Here is a 21,082-nt window from a genome sequence, read left to right on the forward strand (position 1 = left end):
GCGTTCAGCGCGTCGCCGCTCCCATGCGGCGGCGTAGGAACCGGGATATCTGGTCGACGACGAGGACCAGCAGGAGCAACGCGATCATCAGCGTCGCCAGTTCCTCGTAGCGGAACAGGCGCATCGAGATGCCCAGGGCCTGGCCGATGCCCCCCGCGCCGACGAAACCGATGATCGCGGAGCTGCGGATGTTGCACTCCCACTGGTAGAGCACCAGGGACGCGATGTTGTTGCGCGCTTGGGGAACGATGGCCAGCACGGCTGTGGCCAACCTGGTGGCGCCGGTCAGGCGGACCGCCTCGACCGGTGCCACGTCCACCGCCTCCAGTTGCTCGGACACCAGTTTGGCGAGCAGACCCGCGGCATGCAGGGAGATCGCGTACACGCCCGCGGCGGGTCCGAGGCCGACGGCGGCGACGAACACCAGCGCCCACAGGAGTTCCGGAACCGACCGGAACACGGTGGCGACCCAACGCGCGGGCAAGGAGATCCACTTGGGCGCGCCGATATTGCCTGCCATGAGCAGAGCGAGGAGCAGACCCATGACGGTGCCGAAGAACAGCGCCGCGATCGAGATCTGGAGGGTCTCGACCACGGCCTTGCCCACCGAGCGCAGCAGTTCCTCGTCGGTCTGCGGCGGGAAGAGCCCTGCCAGGATCTCCCGGGCGTTGTCCCAGCCCTCGATCAGGGACGCGAAACTGACACCGGTGCCGTCCAGTGACCACACCACAGCGGCGATGGCGATGACGAGCACCAGCCACCGCGTCTTGGAACGCCGGTACCGGACCGCGGCGCGCCCGCCACCGGGGGGCTCCTGGTTGAGGTCCGTCGGCAGGCGCTCCTTCCCGTCATCCCGTTCGTCCACGGCGTCCTGGCTCGGGTTGGCGGGGAAGCTCCCGGTTCTCGGGTTCATGTCCCCACCTCGACGCCCTCATAGATGTCGCGAGCGTCGCGCTCGGAGAGTTCGGGACCGTCAAAGCACACTCGTCCGTCCCGAAGGGCGACGACGCGCGGGAACTGACGAGCGATGGACAGGTCGTGGGTGCTGATCACGACGGTGACACCGCTGGCTTCCCGCAGCGTGTGCACCGCGGCCTGCGCGGTGACCGGATCGAGGCCGGAGGTGGGCTCGTCGGCGAGGAGGAGCCGGGGCTCGGGAAGCACCGCGCGGACCAACGCCACCCGCTGCCGTTGGCCGCCGGAGAGGCTTTCCACCTGGGACTTGAGGAACGGCTGGATCCCTTGGGTCTCGGCGAGAGTGCGGACGCGCTCCGCGTAGCGCGCGGGCACGCGGCCGCGCAGCACGGCGGCCCAGTCCCGCAGGCCCCAGGAGGGTGACGTGCCCAGCACGGCATTTGTCTGCGCCCTCAGCCCGTGCACCAGATCGTTGCCCTGGCGCACGACGCCGGTGCACCGACGGATGGCGCGGAGTTCGGCGGCCTTGGCAGGGTTCTTGCCACCGACGGTCAGGGTTCCCGAGGTCGGCTTGACCGCGCCGAGGACGCATCGCAGCAAGGTCGTCTTGCCGGAACCGGACGGTCCGAGCAGGACGACGTGCTCGGCCTCCTCGACGGTCAGCGAGACGTCGTCGAGCGCTGGATGCTCACGATCGGGGAACGTGACGGACACGCCGGTCAGCCGGATCTCCATGGCTTGGCCACCTTTCCGGGTTGAGAACGCGAGGCAGGCGATGGGGGCGGCGCGTTGTCACGCGGTGAGCAGTCCGAGTTCGACGGCGTGCTTCTCCACCGACGCGTAGTCGGCGTCGGTGACCTGTTGGTAGCCGGTGGTCTGCAGCAAGTCGAGCAGGCCCGGCTGATTCATCTCCAGGAACGCCGCGGTGATCGCGGTGGCGGCCTGCTCGCCGAGCGCGCTGCGCATGACCCACGGGTAGCCCATGACCCTCTCGGTGCCGACCACGCGCAACCGGCCCTTCGGGAGCTTCCCGTCGTTCTCCAGGCGGTGGAGGATGCGCAATTCGATGCCGCCCGCGTCGGCTGATCCGTTGACCACCGCCTGTGCGGTCGCGTCATGGCCGCCGGTGAAGGCGACTTCGCTCAGGGGCGGGCACTTGTCGATCGCCGAGGCCGAGCAGCTCGCCCCTGCGGCGTTCAGCATCATCCGCGGGTAGAGGCTGCCGGAGGTCGAACTGACATCGCCGAAGGCGAAGGTGCCCTTCCCGGCGACGACGTCGGCGACACTCCGGTAAGGGGAATCGTCACGCACGACGATGCCGGAGAGGTATTCCTTGGCGCCGGTCTCCTTGTCGACCTCGGTCACCAGCGGTCGGACGTCCACTTGGGCCTTCGCCTGCACATAGGTGAGGCCGCCCAGGTAGGCGATGTCCACCTTCTCCGCAGCGAGCGCGGCGACGACTCCCGCGTAGTCGGTGGCCACAAACAGCTCGACCGCTGTGTCGAGCTTGGTCGACAGGTACTCCCGCAGGGGATCGTACCGGGCACTCTGCTTGTCCGGAGCCATGTTCGGGATGATCCCGACGCGGAGCGTCTCCGGGAGCCCCCGGCTGTTGACAGCGCCGGGGTCGTCGGTCGTACCGCACGCGGTCGCGATCACCATCAGCAGGACTGCGGAATGGACGAGTTTTCTCACCGGTTACAACCTTCACAGATGACGGAGTGGCGCCAGGCTGGGTTCTCGCCGCCCGCGCACGGACTGGCCGATGTCCGTTCGATTCAGCATTGACCATCGGTCTCGAAGTCGCCGAACAGAGGCGCGCAGGGCTACCCCACGCGCGGGTATCCACGCATAAGGGATCTAGTTGGCCGGATGGCGCACGTGTTCAGGGCGCAGCGGGTCGACACCGAGAATTACATGACGAAACTTCACTTCCTCGGGCTGCCCCAGCCCCGGTCCCACCATGGCATCTCCCCCAGATCGCCGTGCTGCTACACAATTACATGGAACACCATGTGGTGCAAGGCCCTCCCGGGGACGAGTCCGCTTCGCATCCATCCGCTCGACAGGGTTGCACCGAATGGGCGTAACACGTTTATGCATCAACGAATTCGGTCGCAGGGGCTGTCCACATTCGACGAATCTGTCTCACATCCACGACAGCAGACGAAACGGACAGGGCGGATCAGCCTACGAATCCTCGATCGTCGATCGTTCAATTCACCGAAGGGTGGAGGACACACGAGACAATGATCGGATGATCGACTAACGAGTAGGGCATGCGCACAGCCCCTTCACTACCGCGGTGTCGAGGCTGGACGCGTCGGCCTACGACGCCGTCTGGACAGGCTCGCCGGAGACCCGCCACTCGATCATGCCGTGGTCGAGCCGATTGGCGCGCCAGCCGTTCGCCCGGAGCAGTCGAACCGCTTCCTGAGCCAGGACACAGTGCTCGCCGCGGCAGTACGCCACCACGTCCACATCGGAGGGCAGCTCGGACAGCCGCTTCTCGAGTTCGGCCAAGGGGATGGAGAGGGCCCCGGGGATGTGCCCCGCGGCGTACTCGTCCCAGGGGCGCACATCGAGCACCACGACCGAGCCGGACTTCACGCGCGCGAGCAACTCGTGACGGTCGACCTTCTCGACGTCACTGTCGTCGACCACGCCCAGGTACTTCAACCGCGCCTGCTCCGCGTCGGCGATACGACTTCGGGCGACCGTCTGGAGCAGTACATACAGCGATGCCACGTCGTCGCCCGCCAGCGCGTAGTAGATGGAGGTCTCCTCGCGGCGGGTGGTGACCAGACGGGCACGCTTGAGCACCTGGAGGTGCGCCGAGGTCGTCGACAGCCCCATCCCGGTCAGCTCCGACAAGGAGCCGACGGTGCGCTCGCGCTGGGCGATGAGGTCAAGGAGCTCCAGCCGCTTGCCGCTGCCCAAGGCCTTGCCGACCAGCGCGAACTGGTCGAACATCGACAGGCGCTCATCGTCCCGCACGAACCTCTCCTCAAATCTTCCTTGGAATAAGGTAGCACTGCATGTAGAGTCGGACGACGTACGCGGTGTCCGGCACCCTCCACTCGGTGTCGAGATTACGCCGCGGGAAGACCTAAGAGCGCCGAGAAGCCAGGCATCGGCCCGCGTCGCCGACGGCGGCACCGGCTTGGGGGGTAACGCATCGTGTTCGAGGACGTGACTGTCGCGCGCCATAAGGACCCCGCCTTACGCGGTGTCCGCGTCATGGAGGTCTTGTTCTATCCCGGTGTCTGGGCCATCTGGGCCTATCGTGTCGCGCATCGCCTTCACCGACGCCGCATACCGCTGGTTCCTCGGGCCATCTCGCAACTCTTCCGGATGGTGACCGGGATCGAGATCCATCCCGGGGCGGTCATCGGCCGCAGGTGCTTCATCGACCACGGCATGGGAGTCGTGATCGGCGAGACGGCCCGGGTGGGCGACGACGTCATGCTCTATCACGGCACAACCCTGGGCAGTAAGGGTTGGTGGACCGATGATGACCGGCTCGAGAAGCGCCACCCGACCATCGGAGATCGCGTGGTGGTGGGTACGGGTGCCAGCATCCTCGGCCCGGTCACCATCGGGCACGACTCCGTCGTGGGAGCGCACGCGTTGGTTCTGCAGGACGTGCCCGCCCATTCCGTCGTCCGGGCCGCGAGATCGGAGATCTCCGCGCAGATCGGCGACCTGACCGACGAACAGATCATGGAGTACTGCATCTAGGTCTGCGTGTCACGTTAGTGGCGCAACCCGAGAGGAACACTGTGAGTGTCATCCATGCTTCCGTGACAGACCTGATCGGCCGCACGCCCCTGGTCGAGCTCCACCGGTTCGGGCACGGTCTTCCGGCCCGGCTGATCGCCAAGCTCGAATCGTTCAACCCCGGTGGCAGCGTGAAGGACCGCATCGCCCTGGCGATGATCGAGGACGCCGAGGCGAGCGGACTGCTCAAGCCCGGGCAGCACATCGTCGAGCCCACCAGCGGCAACACCGGTGTAGGCGTGGCGATGGTGGCCGCCGCCAAGGGATACCCGGCGACCTTCACGATGCCGGAGAGCATGAGCGTGGAACGCCGCGCCCTGTTCCGTGCCTACGGTGCGAACGTCGTGTTGACGCCCGCCGCGGAGGGCATGCGAGGAGCGATCGAGCGGGCGATCGAACTCGAGGAACGCAACGGCTGGTTCCGGTTGCGCCAGTTCGAGAATCCCGCCAATCCCGAGATCCACCGCCGCACGACCGCGCAGGAGATCCTGCAGGCTACCGGCGGGCAGGTCGACGTGTTCGTGTCCGGCGTCGGCACCGGCGGGACGGTCACCGGGACGGGCCAGATCCTCAAGGAGAAGAACCCCGAGGTCACCGTCGTCGCCGTGGAGCCGACGGACTCCCCGGTCCTGTCCGGCGGCTCACCCGGTCCGCACGGCATCCAGGGCATCGGCGCGGGCTTCGTCCCGGAGGTGCTCGACACCCAGGTCTACGACCACGTCCAGCAGGTCTCCCTCGACGACGCCCGTGCCGCCGCCCGGCGGCTGGCCCGCACCGAGGGAATCCTCGTCGGCGTGTCCGCGGGCGCCGCACTCCACGCCGCCGCCACCGTGGCACACCGACCGGAACACAAGGACGCGATTATCGTCGTGCTCCTCCCGGACACCGGCGAGCGGTACCTCAGCACCCCGCTGTTCGAGGACCAGTGACCGCGCTGCCAATCATGAGTTGCACGGTGGGCGCGATCCAGATGGGCCCGTCGGTGGGCGAGCCGCAGCAGAGCAGGCCCGCCAGGGCCTGGTGTGACCGCGCCGTCACGGTTAGCATCCATGACATGCGCACGGCGTGGGTCGTCAAGGACCTCGCCCCGAGCACCCTCGGGGCGTCTCGCCGCTGTCGTGCGCGTCGAGTGCCCGGTCGGGGCACCTCACCCGCGCAGGGCTGGACACCTGTGGATGACGCGGTCCGGTAACCGGACCCGTCCATTCAGTCGCACCGACATCCACGCTCGCCATCACGGGCGGCCTTCGGCGCGACCACCACACAGGGAGAACCCACGTGCTAGACAGTGCGGCAATCGACGTTCGCGCCGTCCAACGGCGCACCATCCGGGTGCTGCTGGGCACTCAGATCATCTTCGCGGTCGTGATGGCCATGGCCTCGCCGGTCACGGCCCTGCTCGTCCAGGACTTCACCCACTCCCCCACGCTCGCGGGACTGGCCCAGGCCGCCACCATCGCAGGCGGCGTCCTGGCCGCCGTGCCACTGGCCGAACTGACCGTCCGCCGCGGCAGGCGCGTCGGCGTCACCTCCGGCTACCTGGTCGCGGGCATCGGCGCCGCCACCGTGGTCATCGGCGGCGTGGTGGAGACCTTCCTCCTGGTCCTCCTCGGGACGACCCTGGTCGGCGCGGCCGTGGCCGCCGGGCTCCAGGCCCGGTTCGCCGCCACCGACCTCGCCGAGCCCGACCAGCGCGGTCGGGCCATCGGCATCGTCGTGTGGGCGTCGACCTTCGGCGGCGTCGCCGGGCCGCTGCTCGCCGGGCCGTCGGACAGCTTGGCCCGAGCGATCGGGCTGCCGGAGTTCACCGGCCCGTTCCTCGTGATCGGCCTCGGACTCGCCCTCTCCGCCACGGCCGCGCACCTTTGGCTCCGTCCCGACCCGCTCCTGCTCTCCCGCTCACTCGCCGACAGCGCCAACCACCCCATCAAGACCAGCAAACTCCGCCCCACCCTCCGCATCCTCGCCCGAACCCCTGAGGCCCGCCGCGCCGTAATCGCCGTCGCCGTCGTCCACGCCGTGATGGTGTCGGGGATGAACATGGCCTCGCTGCACCTGCACCACGGCGGCGAGTCCCTGGAAGTCGTCGGCGCCGCCATCAGCGTTCACCTCGCGGGCATGTTCCTCCTCTCACCGCTGTTCGGCTGGCTCGTCGACCGCTTCGGCGCCCGCGGCATCCTCGGTCTGGGACTGGCACTCCTCATGCTCGCCTGCGGGATCCTGCAGACCACGCACGGCAACTCGGTCACCGGCATCATGGTCGGCCTCGTCGTCCTCGGGCTCGGCTGGTCCGCAGGCTTCGTCGCAGGCTCCGCACTGCTCACCGGCTCCGTCGAGGAATCCGCCCGACCCCATGCCCAGGGCGTCTCCGACCTGCTGATGCAACTGGCCGCAGCAGCCGCCGCGTTCCCCGCGGGCGCCGTCCTCGACGCTTGGGGCTATCCCTGGCTCGCGCGGCTGATAGCGATACCGGTACTACTCGTCGCAATCCACCTCGCCGTCTCCGCACGCCGGATCCGACCCGCGAACAACCAGAACTGATTAGTTAGGAACCACGAGCGCAGAAGGCCCAGGACCGATCCCTCCGGTCTGGTTTGGACCGCATCCCGCTCCAGCCAGGCCCGGAGGGGCCGCTCACAGATATCAGCCAGGCCGCCGTAGCTGATAGAGCGCCCACGGGCGTGAAGCCAGAGGCACCCAACAGTAGTGCCTTCTAGAGGTTGGGCCCGGACCGTGCGCGGGTTCAACACGCGCTCCTACGCGCCAGCCCCGAAGCAAACCTGCTGGTAGAGCGGTGGGGCGTAAGATCATGTCGGGCGGACACTCCATTATCCCACGGGTTCAGTCGAGTCCGTGGGATGTTCCTTGTACGGGCGCTCGCTGTCGGTGCCCCAACCTGCCGCTTTCGTGCTCGATGGTCTCGGTTCGGTCGGCATGGCACTTGGTTGGGCATTCATTCCCAGTTCGTCACCAGGATCGCCCCACGCAAGTGGTAGGCAGGTTTGCTCGACCGGATGGGACCTCGGTCTCGTGCCCACCTGGTCCGGTGTGAGGGCAAGCAAGCAGGACGAGGACTCCGCATCCCCGCGACTTAGCGGGGTGAGCCACGCCAACGGCGCCCATCGGGAGGCCACCGCGCTGCGCGGCGCCAGCCCAGACTGGCTGGCCGCACTCGACGAGCACGGGCCTCCGTTGGAACAGGCAATCGACACCTCGACACGATTCTGCGCATATCCCGTGGCCATGGACCTTCACAACAACGAGGTCGGCCGCGAGATCGCCGCAACAACCCCCGACGCCAGCCCACAGGAGCTCGCGGCCCTGGTCGAGCAGGCGGTTAAGGACGGCAGAATGGTGGTCATCGACCAGAACGACACCCTGGTGCCGTCCAACGAGGTGAACCCCGGCGAGACCCACGACACCCCCAACAAGCAGTGGCCGACGGACAACCCCGATCGCGGCGACGACCACGACCCCGGCGAACCGTCGGCGACTCCGGAGCAGTACTGAGATGCGCTCGATAGTGCCCCTACTCGCATTGCTAGCCCTGGTGACGGGATGCGGCGGCAACAACTCGGGAGTGGAAGTGGAGTTCGACGTCGAGCTGGAGAACGCGATCAGCGAGCTGGCCCGAGCCCGTGCCTCCCGACCGCTTAAAGAGCTGGTACCCGGTGACTGGACCTCGGTGCACGTCATCCTCGGGCCAGACACCGGCGCGTCCATCCAAGAACAGCTGGGCCAACCCGTCGAGATCACCGGCGACGGCACCTACGGCGGCGACTACATCCAGGACGGCGATCTCCTCGTCTTCAAACGCGACGGCGAGATCGTTCGGCGTTGAGTGACGGTGCCAGCGCATGGTCCAGGGTTCTGCTCCAGGCAGACGTTGCATGGCCACGGCTCATCGACTCGGCCCGCCCGCCCACCGGAATTGTTTCCAATCCCGCGGCTGGATGCGACCGATTCTGCCTGGTCAGCTCTCCAGCGTCGGCACCCATACGTGGCATGCACTCGGAATCCGCCCCAACTGTCATGCCTGATTGCTACCTTACGCACACGTCTGGTCACATCAGGCGGGGAGAGCTGAGGAGGTAGGTTGCCGGACTTCATCACGAAGAATGGGCGAGTCATCCCGATCGGCGGCAAGAGGGGCAAGGGCGGCAAGAGCGCCGTCATCGGCGGTGTGTTGGCGCTGGGGGTGTTCGCCTCCGGCGGCGGACTCAGTTCGTTGGGAGCCAGCGGCGGTGCCGTCGGAGGCCAAGTGGCGGCTCAGGGCGCGGTCGGGTCGGTACGGCTGGGTGGGTCACAGCTGGGAGCGCGCAAAAGCGCCGGGCAGAAGGCCGCGCCCCACGGCGCCGCACGGGCGTGGCAGCGGATGGGACTACGCCAGGTTAAACGCACAGCGAAGCAGCAAGCCTCCTGCGTAGCAGTCTCGTTCGGGCAGGTGCAACAGTTTTTCACCAGGCATCGGTGCACGCATCTGGATCGTGTGCTGTTCACCGTCGCCGACAACGCGGGCAACACCGCAGTGGTCTCCGTCGCGTGGGTCGGGCTGGCCAACCGGGGAAGCGCACGGCAGTTCCGGGACCTCATGGAGGTGCACGGCAGCGGCGACATCAGCCCGCTGGGCGGGCCACTGCTCGACCTCGGCGAGATCACCTTCACCGGGCACCGATACGGCAGCGTCCTCAACCGCGCAGCCGTCACCATCGCCGAAGCCGAAAACATCCCGGGAAGCCAGTTCGACCACGACTCACTCGACGCGATCGCCGAGGTCGCCGCCTACCTGCCACGGCCATGCGCCGTCGCCCTCCCGTATCAGCGCACCTTACGAAACACCCCGGGTATCTGGCGTCCTGGGTCGATTGCTGCCGAGCCCGTGCTGGCAGCGGTATCAACGACTAGGCCGCGTTGTCTTGATCCGCTGCAACGCCACAACCGTCCGCTCGTTCGCCAGCGGCTGACGCGCGGCCGCCCTGAAGATCACTCATTCGTCGCTGTTGAACGTCGGTCTGCGGCCGGGTACCGGCAGTGCGGGCCAAGGCGGTTGTACGACACAACCCAGAAGTGCAGGGCTAACGGCAACCTGATAGCAGTGCATCTCAATGACTGATACTGGAATTGAGCGGGCAGGGGTTCTCGAACCATCCACAACGGCAATAGAGCGGTCAGGTCAGCGGCAAAGCCCCTGTTCTCAAAGCCTCGGCAGCGGCGGTTATCGCGCCGGGCACGTCGAGCATCCGCGCGGCGTACTGGTGTGTCAGCAGGCCGTCGCTGATCCAGTCGTCGTACTTGCCCAGACAGTTGTCGAGAGCCTTCTCCGCCAACGTGGTCGCCTCTGGCGTGGGGCCGGAGACGATTTCGGCCAGGCAGTCGCGGACGTGTGGCGGGGTGGTACCCGCGACCACCAGGACGATGCCGTCCGCCATGGCGTCGAGGCGGTGGTCGCGCAGGAGCGCGGCGAGGGTGTCTGCCTGTTTGTCCCCGCACCAGTGGAAGACGAAAGTGTCGGGCCCATCACCGATGATGCTCCCGGTGTCGAGGCCGGAGTCGCGGTAGACGGCGCGGGCCGCAGTGAGCAGGTCTTGGGCGCGGGTATCCAGGTAACGGAGCATGGTTGCGGTTGACAGGAGTTGTCTCATACGGGTGCGTACCCGCGTGTGCACGCGGTGTGAAGCTGTGCCGGGAAGGTAGGCCCTCCCTGCCGGGGCGGGAGCGAGCTCCACGACCTTCTGCTCGGGGTCTACCGACGGCACACGCCATCGACGACCGGCGAAGACCATCGGCATGCCTTCGAACAGCGGGACTTCGATGGGCATCGCGCCGAGGGTGCGGCCTGCGGCGACCAGGCGGTACTCGTCGGCGCTGTGGAATGCCGCGTAGAAGCTGTGGTGGTTGACAGTCTGTTCGCCGCGGACGCCGAGCACGAGGGTGCCGTCGTTCATCTGGGTCAACACGTCGTGGTCGCCCAGATCGCGCAGCAGAGTGGCGAAGTCGGCCTGCGGCATCCCGTGGAACGGCCCGCCTGGCCCGCACAGCACGGAGAACGCCTGTCGCGCGGAGGCGCCGCCGTGCTGGGCGATGGTGGACAGCAGTTGCTGCACGAGGGTGCTCAGGTGGGTCGCCGCGGGCTCTGGAGGCTCGAACCACGACTCCAACAGCAGGTCGATCACCGCGACGGTCTGCACCAGCCGCGGGTGGAGCCGGTCCGGCAGCGTCGTGCGCGGGTCGGGCTCGAACTCCTCGACGTAGGCGCGCAGCACCGCGGGCTTGCCCGGCCTGCGGCCCGAGCGGCCCAGGCGCTGGCGCAGCGAGGAGACCGCCGACGGCGGCCCGATCTGGGCGACCTGGGCGATGTCCCCGATGTCGATGCCCATCTCCAGGGTCGTGGTGCACACCGCCGTGGCCGGGCGCGTGGTGTCGCGCAGCATGTCCTCGACCTCTTCGCGCAGTTCCTTGGCGAGGTAGCCGTGGTGCGGGTGGAACTCGTTGGCTCGTCCTGCCTCCTCGCTGAGCCTGGCAAGCTCGACGGCATATTCCTCGACGGCGGCGCGAGAGTTGGCGAAGGCGAGGTTGGTCGTGCCCCGCAGCTTGGCGTGCAGGTGCTCGGCGATGCGCCGGGAGGCGGGCGGCACGGCCGGGCCCGACGGGTCCGGTCGAGGATCGGTGTAGGCGCGGACCTGCACCAGGATCTCCTGACCGCCGTCGCCCGGCGATTCGATCAGGGACAGCGGGTACACCCGGCCGGGTCGCAGTTGCTCGGCGGCCAGCGACATCTCGCCGAAGGTCGCCGATAGGCCGATCCTGGGCACCCTGCGGCGCAGCGCTGTCTCCAGGCGGTGCAGCAGGGACACCAACTGCACGCCTCGCTCGACACCGAGGAAGGCGTGGAGCTCGTCAACGACCACGTACCGCAGTCCGGCGAACAGCGACGGCACGCGGCTGCCGCGCAGGACGTACATCGCCTCCAACGACTCCGGTGTCGTCAGCAGGATGCCCGAGGGGGCTTTGAGGACCTTGGCCTTGCTCGACGCGGCGACGTCCCCGTGCCAGCGGTGGGTGGCGATGTGCAGGTCCTCGCACAGTTCCTGCACTCGCCGGAACTGGTCGTTGATCAGCGCCTTGAGCGGGCTGACGTACAGCACCTGGACGCCTGCCCCGCCCGGCTCCCCGGCGAGTGCCGAACAGATCGGCAGGAACGCGGCCTCGGTCTTGCCGGAGGCCGTGGAGGCGCCGATGAGCACATCGGCGTCACCGCGGAGCACCACGGGGATGGCGGCGTCCTGCACCGGGTGCAGGTCGCGCCAGCCCTTGCGGTAGACCCAGCGCTGCACGTCGGGGTGCAGCAGGGGGAAATTGGACTCGCCCACCGCTACATCCGGAACGAGGCCAGCTCGTCGTCGCTGTCCGCTTCGGCCGCCGCCTCGGCTTCCGGGGCGAGCGGCTCCAGGTCGGGGTTCTCCTCGACGCGCACGTCGACCGAGCCGATCAGGTCCCGCCAGTCGGCCCCGGGGTTCTGCTCCAGGACCGAGAGCAGGTTGACGAACTCCTTGATGGTGTTGCGCGGCGTGCGGAAGTAGGCGTCCCCGATGCGCTGTGAGCAGTGCTCCATGAACGCGACCAGCGCCTCGTCGGGCACCAGGTACGCCTGCGGGTCACCGGCGGCGAAGACTGTGCGCAGCCGCTCCAGCAGCACGTACATGTCCTCCGGTGTGAGCCCCGCCAGCCGCAGCACGGGACCGGAGAAGTCGACGAGTCCGCCGACGGCGAAGGAGTTCTCGGCAAGCCTGCTGCGCAGCGCCTCGTAGCTGTAGAGGCCGCGGCGGGTGTCCATCAGCAGTTCGGGCGTCCCGCCGAAGCACACGCCGAGACCGGCCACCGAACCCTGGAGGCAGTCGTTGACGATGCGCAGGACCTGCTCGTAGTTGGAGTTGCGAGCGCCGGTGTGGGCGAGCTTGTAGAGGTTGACCATCTCGTCCAGGCACACCAGCAGCCCGGTGTACCCCGCGAGCCGCACGAACCCGGCCATCAGCTTGAGCTGGTCGTAGAAGTTGGCGTCATCAACGATTGTGCGTACGCCGAGTGCGGCGCGGGCGTCGGTGCGCGTGGCGTACTCGCCGCGCAGCCAGCGCACGGCGGCGTTCTTGAGCACGTCGTCACCGGTGTCGTGACCGCGCCAGTAGGCGGTGACGACCTGGGCGAAGTCGTAGCCGCCGACGCCTTCGGAGAGGACGTCGAGCTTTCCGGAGATCACCGCGGCTGGGGTGCTGCCCGTAGCCGCGGCCTCTTTGACCGCCGAGGTGATGAAGCGTTCGACTATGCCCGCCAGCGCGCCGCCCTCCGGGCTCGACCGGGTCGACATATTGCGCATCAGCTCGGCGTAAAGCGAGCGGGCCTGTCCGCCGCTGGCGTGCAGGCGCCGGTCCGGGGTGAGGTCGGCGGAGGTGGTGACCAGCTTGCGCTCCGCGGCGATGGAGCGGACGAGGTTCAGGAAGAACGTCTTGCCCGCGCCGTACTCACCGATCACGAAGCGGACGGACGAGCCGCCGTCGGCGATCCGGTCGACGTCCGCGCTCATGGCGGTGATCTCCGCGGCCCGACCCACCTGGATGTGCTGGAAGCCCGCGCGCGGCACCACACCGGTGCGCAGGGCGGAGAGGATGGCGTCCCGGTCGCGGGGCCGCAGTCGGGTGGTCGAGCCGGTCATGGGCGCATGTCCTCCGCCACGTCGTGGTTGATCAGGATCGGGTCCGAGCCCTCCCAGAAGGGGGCGTCGACGCTGTCGAAAGCGGCTTCGTTGATGGTGTCCAGGGCGCCGTCGAGCAGCAGGCCCAGCTCGTCCGCGCGGGCCTCCAGCTCGGCCCTGTCCCACTCGTCCCGGGTGTCGAGCAGGGCCAGGAAAGCCGAATGGGCTGCGTCCAGTCCGGCTACCGCCGTCGCGGCAGGCGGCGGTGGCGGGGCCTGCTCCTCCTCCGCGAAGATCTCCGCGAGGTGGGCGGCGACCCGCTGCGACTCGGCCCGCTTGCGGGCCAGCACCGCCAAGTCCAGACCGACACCCGTCGGTGCTTGCGCCCGGGAGACCGCCTTCGGGATGGGAACGCGCGCCACCGGTTCGCCAGCCACCCGCACCGCGACGGGTTCCGAGGCCGCGGTCGCTTTGCCGTGGACACGGGAGTAGACCTCGCCGGGGTCGGCGCCCAGGGCCGTGTAGAGGCGTTCGAGGGTGCGGATCTCGTGCACGCTCACCTCCCCGTCGGAGGCGGCGATGTCGGCGAGCAGGTCGGCGATGGCGCCGCGGTCCTCGGCAGGCACGGCGGCCAGCTTCCGCTTGAGAGCGGCGGGCGTCGGCGGGTTGGCCATGATCAGCGACGCGTGGGCGTCAAGCCTCAGCACCTCGTCGTGGGACAGGTCGAAGGCCGAGGTGACGTGGTCGCGCAGGCGCCTGCGCTCGGGCGCCGACACCGTGCCGTCGGCCAGCGCGACGGCGGCCCCGAGGGTGATGACGGCCTGGGCGGGCAGGTACTCCGCACTGGGCGCCGCGGCGGCATCGTCACCGCGGCGGAAGAGCACCACCTGTCCGCCCGCAGCCGGAGTGGAGCCGCCGAAGCGGACGTCGGGCTCGATGCCGAAGCCCCGCTTGTCGAGCAACCGTGCGATGAGCGCGACGTCGGCTTTGCCGAGCTTCCCGCTCGCCGTGGGCCAGCGGGCCACGAGGTCGGCGGTGGAAACAACGGCGTTGGGGGCCTCGGCCAGCCGGGCTTGCGCCCAGGCCCACAGCGCCTCGGCGTCGGCGCTCGTCGGGCCCACGCCGTCGGGCAGCAGCGCCAGCGCCGCGGCCGTCCCTCGCGCAGCGGGATTGCGGCCGAGGTACCTGCTGTAGGCGTCGAGGGCGTCGGTCGCTTCTTCGACCAGGGCTTCCAGTCTGGTCAGCGGGGCTTTGAGCCCGCTGACGTCGGGAAGGTCACCCACGCCCACGACGACCTCACCGATCCCGGCGCTGGCGGGCCGGTAGGTGGTCGTGATGGTGCGCTTGGGTCTCTTGAGGACCATGCCCTCACCGTGATCGCGCCGATACAGGCGGGCGAACAGCGCGGTGAACTCCTCCGGGCACCTGGTAGCCGGAGTCCGCAGGCGCCGCGTGTCCGGGTGCGCGATGCACCAGGCCAGCGCCCACTCTGCGGGCAAGGGCACATTCGCTGCGATGTGCTGGCCCAGCCCGACGCGCAGGTCCATCGGGATCTCGAAGGACCACTCGGTGACCGGCTCCGGAGGCGGACGGCCGATCCAGTCCCCGCCCGGTTCGACCACGGCAGCGAGCAGTCTGCCGGTGTACCCCGCGAAGGAACGGTTTCCCGCGTACACCCTGTTTAGGCGCTGGACTTCGGCCAGGAGGGCAGCGCGTTCCTCCCGCCCGCAGTGCTCGGTGTCCACGAAGAGTCTGCGCTCGATGCCGTAGAGGAACAGGAACGGGTAGCCGATGTAGGCGTGCGGGTCGCGGCGACCGCTCGCCAGCCAGTGCAGGTAGGCGCCCCTGGCCCGTGGGCTGATCTCGGTGTACGAGGGCCAGTACCCCATCGTCTCGCCCGCGTGGTCGGGACGGCGGTGGTCGATCTTCAGCGTGGGGTCCACAAGCGCGGGATCGGTCCCACCGCGCGGGGCGGGCAGCGAGCGGCCAATGTAGAGCATGCCGTCGGGAAGCGCCTTGCCACCGATGTTCACCGGCTCGCCCGGCGGAAACCAGCGCGCCGCCTCCGTCGTCACCGCGGCCTGCGCGTATCGGGGTTCCGGTTCACGAGGTGGCTCCGGGACCGGGCGCAGCAACGTGTCGGTCGTTTCGGCGGTGGAAACCGACCGCATGGGCGCGGCGACGCCACCGACAGGCGCGGGCGCACCTCGGTGGACGTACCCGGGAGTGGGCGGCTGGAGGACGTGCCGGGCCCGGGCCGGTTTCCGGATCAGCCTGATCAGGGCGCGGCCGAGTGCAAATAGAGCCCACGCGGCCAACGCCAGGATCACCAAGCCGAGTACAGCGTCCACGCGGTGCGCGCCCTTTCCGTCCCAAGCGGTCATGATCAGCGACCGTCACGCCTACATCGCGGGGAGCGGGCGATCGGTTACATGCGGAAGCGGACATTCCCGTAAGCGGCTGCTACCGGTGGGCGGCGTCGTAGGCCTCCTTGACTTCGCTGGGGAGCTTGCCCCGGTCGGCGACGTCGTAGCCGTTCTGGCGCGCCCAGGCGCGGATGTCGCCGCTGTTCGCCATCCGGGGGGACGCCGGTGCCGGTGCGGCTGCGGTCGTGCGGGCGTGGGCGCGCACCTCCTCGGCCGAGGACATCGAGCGCATCGGCTGGGCGGGCTCCAGCCCGACCACGGTGATCGCCGGGTTCCCCAGCGCCGTGGCGACCCGCCCGAGATCCTCCTGGTGACTGAGAACGATGACCTGGCACTGCTCGGACAGCTCGGCCATGACCTCCAGCGCGGCGCCGACCCGGGTGTTGTCGAAGGTCATGAGCACGTCGTCGAGCACCACAGGGAGAGTGGGCAGGCCCTGTGCCCGGCGTCCGACCTGCAGGGATCGGATCCCTGCGAGGCGCAACGCCAGGTAGACCTGGTCCGCGGTTCCCTCCGACAGCGTCTCGGGACCGCGCGACGACCCTTCGGCGTCCACGATCCGCAGGTAGCGGTCGCTGCCGGCGACGTGGGTCTGCAGGGCCACATACCGGCCGGAGGTCAGCCGTTCCAGGAGCCTGCCCGCCTCTTCCAGCAGCGGTGAGACGTGCTTGGCCTCGTAGCGGCGCAGTTCCCGGGCCAGGACATCTCGCTGGACGACCGTGGTCAGGTACTCCTCAACCTGTTCGGCCAGCACGGCCGCGTGCTGCTCCGCTTGGAGCTGGAGTTCGGCGACCTCGGGGCGGTCGAGGAGCTCCCGGTGCTCCTGCTGGGCCTGGCCCAGTCGCCGCTGGGCGTCGCTCCGGGCGCCGTCGACCTCGGCGACGGCATCCTCGGCTTGCGCCACTTCAAGGTCCAGCGTGTCATCGTCAAGTGCGGCCAGTTCGGCGACCAGGGCCTCGACGTCCGCGCCCGGGATCGCCGAGCGGACGCGGTCCTCGGCGGTGCGCAGTTCCTTCTCCAGCTCGATGACCTGGGCACCGCGCTGCGCCGCGGCGTGCAGGTCGTCAACCGCGAGCCTGCTCACCAGGGCGTCCAGCGCCTCGCGGAGGGTGCCGAGCTCGCGGTCGGCACTGTCGCGCTTGCGCTGTAGGTCGGCGATCAACCGATCGAGCGTGCTCGCGGCGGCCGCTGCGGTCTCAGCCTCGTCCAGCCGCCGTTGGAGTTCGTCGCACCGCTGCCGAACATCGGTTAGGTCCACGCGGTGCCGAGCGGCGAGGGTGTCGACCTCGCGGCTGAACTCGACGAAGCGCTGCTGCGCCTGCTCCGCCTCGGCAAAGTGCGCGGTCGCCCGAGAGTGCGCGGCACGAGCCTGGTCGACGAGCTCGAGTCTGCGGGCCCATCCAACCGGAGTGAGCTCGCCCGCGGGCACCAGCTTCTGCCAGCGCGTCTTCAGCCGGTCGCGCTGCATCTCGGCTTCGTCGCGCTGGGCCCGGAGCTTGCGCAGCCGCTCCGACTGCTGCGCTTGCACAGCACGCGCTTCGCGGGCCGCATCGTCGTGCTCTACCAGCTCCTCGGCGGCACGCAGGAGGCTGGACAGGTCCGCGCCTTGCCGGTTCCGACCAGCCTCAGCCAGGCACGCGGTGAGGTGGTCGAGCTGCCGGTCGACCTCATGACGCACCTGCGCCAGGCGCTCCTGCTCGGTGAGGATGCGACTGTCGAGGACCAGGACGCCGGCCAGGACTGCTCTGTACTGCGCCGCCGCGTCCGGAGGCGGGGCGGGCACGCCTGTCCCGCTCCACAGGCCGTCCCATCGGCACTGAGCTTCGTCTTTGTCCCTCCGCACCTCAGCGAGGACGTCTCGGGCCTGATCAGCGGCGACAATCGCCCGCTCGAGGTGCTCTCGGAACCGCTGGTGCTCTGTGGCCTCGGCTTGGTCGTCCGCCAGCCGATCGGCGAGTTCGTCGGCACGGGCGACGGCGCGCTCCACCTCCACCGGAAGGTGCGGTGCCGAGGTTATCGAGTGCCCGCCCAGCCAGGACCGCATCGCCTCGGCGACCAACTCGTCACGAACCTGTCGCGCGCTCTCCAGTGCCGCCGGGTCCGCCAGGTCTCGGGGACCGAGGTTTCTCAACGCGGTTTCCGCGTCGAGCATGGCATTGTCCGCCTCGGTGACCGCCTGCTCGGCTCTGTCGAGTTCACCCGTCAGGTTTCCGAGCAACTGCCGGGCCTGGTGCAGCTCGATCTCGTTCGGCAGCGGGCCGAGGCGGGTGGACGCGGGGAGGTCGAGGGAACGGAGCTCGGTCGCCCTCTCCTCCATGAGCGACACGATCTTGTCGCGGGCTGCGGAACTGATCGAGCAGGCGGACGAACTGTCGCGAACGGCATGCAGCGCCTCGCGGACGGCAGCCACCGCGCTCTGCGGAGCCGTGTCGGGCGCGGCGAAGCTGGCCGCCTCTCCCTCGGCCTCGGCGACCAGGTTGCTGCGCTGGGCCAGATCGTCGTTCGCGGTAGCCAGCTGGGCGGCGAGATTGTTGAGTTCGGCGACCCGGTCCTCCCCCAGCCACACCTGGCCCAGCAGTTCCGCCGTGGAACAGCCGTCGGGAACGGCGATGATGCCCGCGAGCGCCTGCCTGGCCTCGTCGTCGGCGGCGGCGGCCGAACGCCGCAGTTCCTCGGCGGTGTGGCGCTCACGCAGCACCTGGCCCGCGTCGCGGGTTAGCCGGGCGATCACCTCGCGGTCCGCGCGGATGGCGTCGTCGACCACGACGGCGGTACGTTCGAGTCTCTTCGCCGCGAGGTCCTCGGCCTTCTCCTTGACCTCCGCCTCACCGCTGTGGAGCTGATGGTTGAGCGTGTGCCACTGGTCGAGATCGACGGCGGACAAGCAGGGCCCCGCGCCGCGCACCTCGGCCAGGACTTCCTGATGCACTGCGATGGCGCGGATCGACTCGGCCACGCTCCGCTTCGACTGCCACCGTCTCAGGTCGGCCTGCCGTTCCTGCAAAGCCGCCTTGTGCTCCTTGATCGCTTCGGTCAGCTCGGCGATGGCCTTCTGGACGCGGTCCACCTCGTCGGCTGCCGCTACCCGGGCGTTGACCGCCCGCGTGGCGTCCTCATAGGTCCGGAGCGTTGTCCGGATCTTGCTCTTCTTGGCGTTCCCGTGCGCCTTGAACAGCTCGTCGGCCTGCCTGGTGAGCGTGTCGAGCACCTGTCCGACCTCGTAGCCGCTGCGGGCGCGGAAGACGAGTTCGGCGAGGTCACCCGCGCCTTCGATGAGGGCCTTCCCGCCGGATCGCAGCTCGGCGTGGGACAGCCCGAAGGACCGCACCCACTTCTCGCGGCTGTCCCCGTCGCCGCGCCAGAACTCCGCGACGGACTCCCCGGTCTCGCTGTCGACGAGGTGCGCCGCCTTGCGGACCACTCGCAGCTCGTCGCCGTCGGGCAGCTCCAGCACCGCCCGCAGCGCCAACGCCTGCCTGACGTGCCGGAACGCCCTAGACGACCGGTTCGGGATCGCCCACAGCACATCGGCGAACGCGTCGAGAGTGGTGGACTTTCCGGCTTCGTTGTCCCCGAGCACGAGGGTCAGGCCGGAGCCGAAGTCGACCGACCGGTCCTCGAACGCGCCGTAGCGCTCCAAGCAGAGGTTCCGTACGCGCATCAGGCACCGCCCGACAGGTGTGCGACCAGCGCCCGGATCGCGTTGTCCCTCACCTGGGAGTGATGGTCTGGTGAGGCGAGATCCACTCCACGCCTGCGCAGGACGGCGCGAACCTCGCTGGCGAGCACCTTGATGTCCGCGCTGAGGTCGTCGAGGCCAGCGGCAGGCTCCTCCCTCGCCCGGTGGATGGCCGTGAGGAGTTCTGGGTCGATCCGGTCGCCCGCGCTCGCCGCGGACACCTGCGACCTGACCTTCTCGATCGTCACCCACGCAGGCGCTTCGGCGTCAACGGCGTCCCGCAGGCGCTCGGCGTCGGTCAGCTCGCTCGCGGCGGGTGTGGCACCGACGAGCGTCACACGAGCGACCAGCCGCTTCCCGCCAGCCGCCTCGTTCGCCGCGTCCAGGTCCACGCGCACGCACTCCATCGCGTCATCGAAGGTCCGCGCACCGGTCACGTCGACCTTCAGCGCGGCCCAGCGGGCGACGTCCAGCTCGACAAACTCCGGTTGGGCACCGCCTTCCGGCAGGACATCGACGACAAGGGCACCTTTGGGGCCGGTCTCGCGTGCGTGCCTTCCCTGCAGATTGCCGGAGAACGCCGCCACCCACTGCCCACTGTTGACGATCCGACGGGAGTGGACGTGGCCGAGCGCGAAGTAGTCGTAGCGAACCGCGCTCAGGTCACGCGGCGAACAGGGCGCGTAGTTGGCGTGTCCCGTCGCGTCATCGGCGGCGGTATGCAGAACCCCGACGTTGGCGTAGCCGTTGACCCTGTCCGGATAGGCTCGGACGAGGTTGTGGGTCACCGCACGCGTCGCGAAGCTCTGACCGTGCACGGCCAGCCCCAAATGGTCGTCGATCACCGTTTGCGGCTCGTCGGCGTTGAAGATCGTGACGTTGTCGGGCAGCTTCACGGCCCGGGTCACGACGCTCTCGGCGTCGTGGTTGCCCGCCGTCATGAAGACCCGGATGCCCGCGTCGTGCAGGTGGCTCATCTGCTGCTGGAAGAACCTGCCGGTCTTGTAGTCCCGCCAGTCCCCGTCGTAGATGTCACCCGCCAGCACCACCGCATCGGCCTCATGCTCGATGGCGCAGGTAACCAGGTTCGCCAAGGCCCCGCGGGACGCTGCCCACAGCGCCCCGACGGTCTCGGCATCGGCGAAGCGAGCGAGCCCCACGAGCGGGCTGTCGAGGTGGATATCAGCCGCATGGACAACACGGACGCCGCTCACTTCACCCCGCCCGCGAGTGGACGATCATGAACATCATGACGTCCTAGTCGCCGCACAGACGCCGAGTGATACATCCCTGCCCTGTCACAATCGGATAACCAGGGTGGGACGGCCTTCCGGACGTGAACACACGGTCAGGAATGAGCGACCCTCATCTCGGACAACTGATCTCATCGACGTCGGACCTCCCGCAATCGGCATCGCATTGCCGAACCCAAGCCGCGGCTCGACACGAAGCACTCGTGAAGATCCAATGGAAGGTTACTCACACTCCGCGCGATCAAACGGGAATGATGTGAACCTAGCCAAACCTCACCTCCAATACCGCCAGATGGAGCCTTTTGCAGGTTGGACCCGCACGACGTGCGGGTCCAACAAACGC

General features: G+C 68.8%; 15 protein-coding genes. 6 read left to right on the forward strand and 9 right to left on the reverse strand.

Annotated elements, in window-relative coordinates; genetic code table 11:
• Positions 1-4: 4 nt before the first annotated feature.
• From phnE to IEY98_RS11240, 4 genes are all read right to left on the reverse strand, one after another.
• Positions 5-913 carry a phosphonate ABC transporter, permease protein PhnE gene (phnE, locus tag IEY98_RS11225; protein ID WP_268244576.1) on the reverse strand — a complete coding sequence of 303 codons (909 nt, stop codon included), beginning with the start codon at positions 911-913 and terminating at the stop codon, positions 5-7.
• A complete protein-coding gene (locus IEY98_RS11230; protein ID WP_189210376.1) occupies positions 910-1,650 on the reverse strand; it encodes a phosphonate ABC transporter ATP-binding protein in 741 nt (246 codons plus the stop codon). The genes phnE and IEY98_RS11230 overlap by 4 nt, the downstream gene beginning before the upstream one ends.
• A 57-nt stretch (positions 1,651-1,707) precedes the next feature.
• Complete coding sequence (phnD, locus tag IEY98_RS11235; RefSeq protein ID WP_189210377.1) at positions 1,708-2,610, reverse strand: phosphate/phosphite/phosphonate ABC transporter substrate-binding protein; 903 nt, start codon at positions 2,608-2,610, stop codon at positions 1,708-1,710.
• Positions 2,611-3,243: 633 nt separating this feature from the next.
• A complete protein-coding gene (locus IEY98_RS11240; protein ID WP_229786814.1) occupies positions 3,244-3,912 on the reverse strand; it encodes an ArsR/SmtB family transcription factor in 669 nt (222 codons plus the stop codon).
• Between the two features lie 183 nt (positions 3,913-4,095).
• On the opposite strand from IEY98_RS11240, the gene epsC reads away from it, so the two are divergent.
• The 6 genes from epsC (at position 4,096) to IEY98_RS11270 (ending at position 9,808) form a co-directional block, all read left to right on the forward strand.
• Complete coding sequence (epsC, locus tag IEY98_RS11245) at positions 4,096-4,656, forward strand: serine O-acetyltransferase EpsC (RefSeq protein WP_229786815.1); 561 nt, start codon at positions 4,096-4,098, stop codon at positions 4,654-4,656.
• A gap of 62 nt (positions 4,657-4,718) precedes the next feature.
• Positions 4,719-5,624: a cysteine synthase A gene (gene cysK, locus IEY98_RS11250; protein ID WP_308425875.1), complete on the forward strand. Its 906-nt coding sequence runs from the start codon at positions 4,719-4,721 to the stop codon at positions 5,622-5,624.
• A gap of 349 nt (positions 5,625-5,973) precedes the next feature.
• Positions 5,974-7,236 carry an MFS transporter gene (locus IEY98_RS11255; RefSeq protein WP_189210379.1) on the forward strand — a complete coding sequence of 421 codons (1,263 nt, stop codon included), beginning with the start codon at positions 5,974-5,976 and terminating at the stop codon, positions 7,234-7,236.
• Between the two features lie 558 nt (positions 7,237-7,794).
• Positions 7,795-8,205 (forward strand): DUF6973 domain-containing protein, encoded by a 411-nt coding sequence (locus tag IEY98_RS11260; RefSeq protein ID WP_229786816.1) that lies wholly within the window; start codon positions 7,795-7,797, stop codon positions 8,203-8,205.
• 76 nt (positions 8,206-8,281) lie between these two features.
• A complete protein-coding gene (locus tag IEY98_RS11265) occupies positions 8,282-8,536 on the forward strand; it encodes a hypothetical protein (RefSeq protein WP_189210380.1) in 255 nt (84 codons plus the stop codon).
• 255 nt (positions 8,537-8,791) lie between these two features.
• On the forward strand, positions 8,792-9,808 hold the full coding sequence (locus IEY98_RS11270) for a hypothetical protein (protein WP_189210381.1): 1,017 nt from the start codon (positions 8,792-8,794) through the stop codon (positions 9,806-9,808).
• Positions 9,809-9,863: 55 nt separating this feature from the next.
• Here the strand turns inward: IEY98_RS11270 and IEY98_RS11275 are convergent, their stop codons facing one another.
• From IEY98_RS11275 to IEY98_RS11295, 5 genes are all read right to left on the reverse strand, one after another.
• Entirely contained in the window at positions 9,864-12,065 is a 2,202-nt protein-coding gene (locus IEY98_RS11275; RefSeq protein ID WP_189210382.1) for a DEAD/DEAH box helicase, read from the reverse strand.
• 2 nt (positions 12,066-12,067) lie between these two features.
• Positions 12,068-13,402, reverse strand: coding sequence for an ATP-binding protein (locus tag IEY98_RS11280; RefSeq protein WP_189210383.1), 1,335 nt, complete (start codon positions 13,400-13,402; stop codon positions 12,068-12,070).
• On the reverse strand, positions 13,399-15,456 hold the full coding sequence (locus IEY98_RS11285; protein ID WP_229786817.1) for a tellurite resistance TerB family protein: 2,058 nt from the start codon (positions 15,454-15,456) through the stop codon (positions 13,399-13,401). The genes IEY98_RS11280 and IEY98_RS11285 overlap by 4 nt, the downstream gene beginning before the upstream one ends.
• Before the next feature lie 388 nt (positions 15,457-15,844).
• On the reverse strand, positions 15,845-19,468 hold the full coding sequence (locus tag IEY98_RS11290; RefSeq protein ID WP_268244590.1) for an AAA family ATPase: 3,624 nt from the start codon (positions 19,466-19,468) through the stop codon (positions 15,845-15,847).
• Positions 19,468-20,700, reverse strand: coding sequence for a metallophosphoesterase family protein (locus IEY98_RS11295; protein ID WP_189210386.1), 1,233 nt, complete (start codon positions 20,698-20,700; stop codon positions 19,468-19,470). The genes IEY98_RS11290 and IEY98_RS11295 overlap by 1 nt, the downstream gene beginning before the upstream one ends.
• Positions 20,701-21,082: the final 382 nt, after the last annotated feature.

It is taken from the genome of Actinokineospora fastidiosa (genome assembly GCF_014648415.1).
In the GTDB taxonomy this organism is placed as follows: domain Bacteria; phylum Actinomycetota; class Actinomycetes; order Mycobacteriales; family Pseudonocardiaceae; genus Actinokineospora; species Actinokineospora fastidiosa.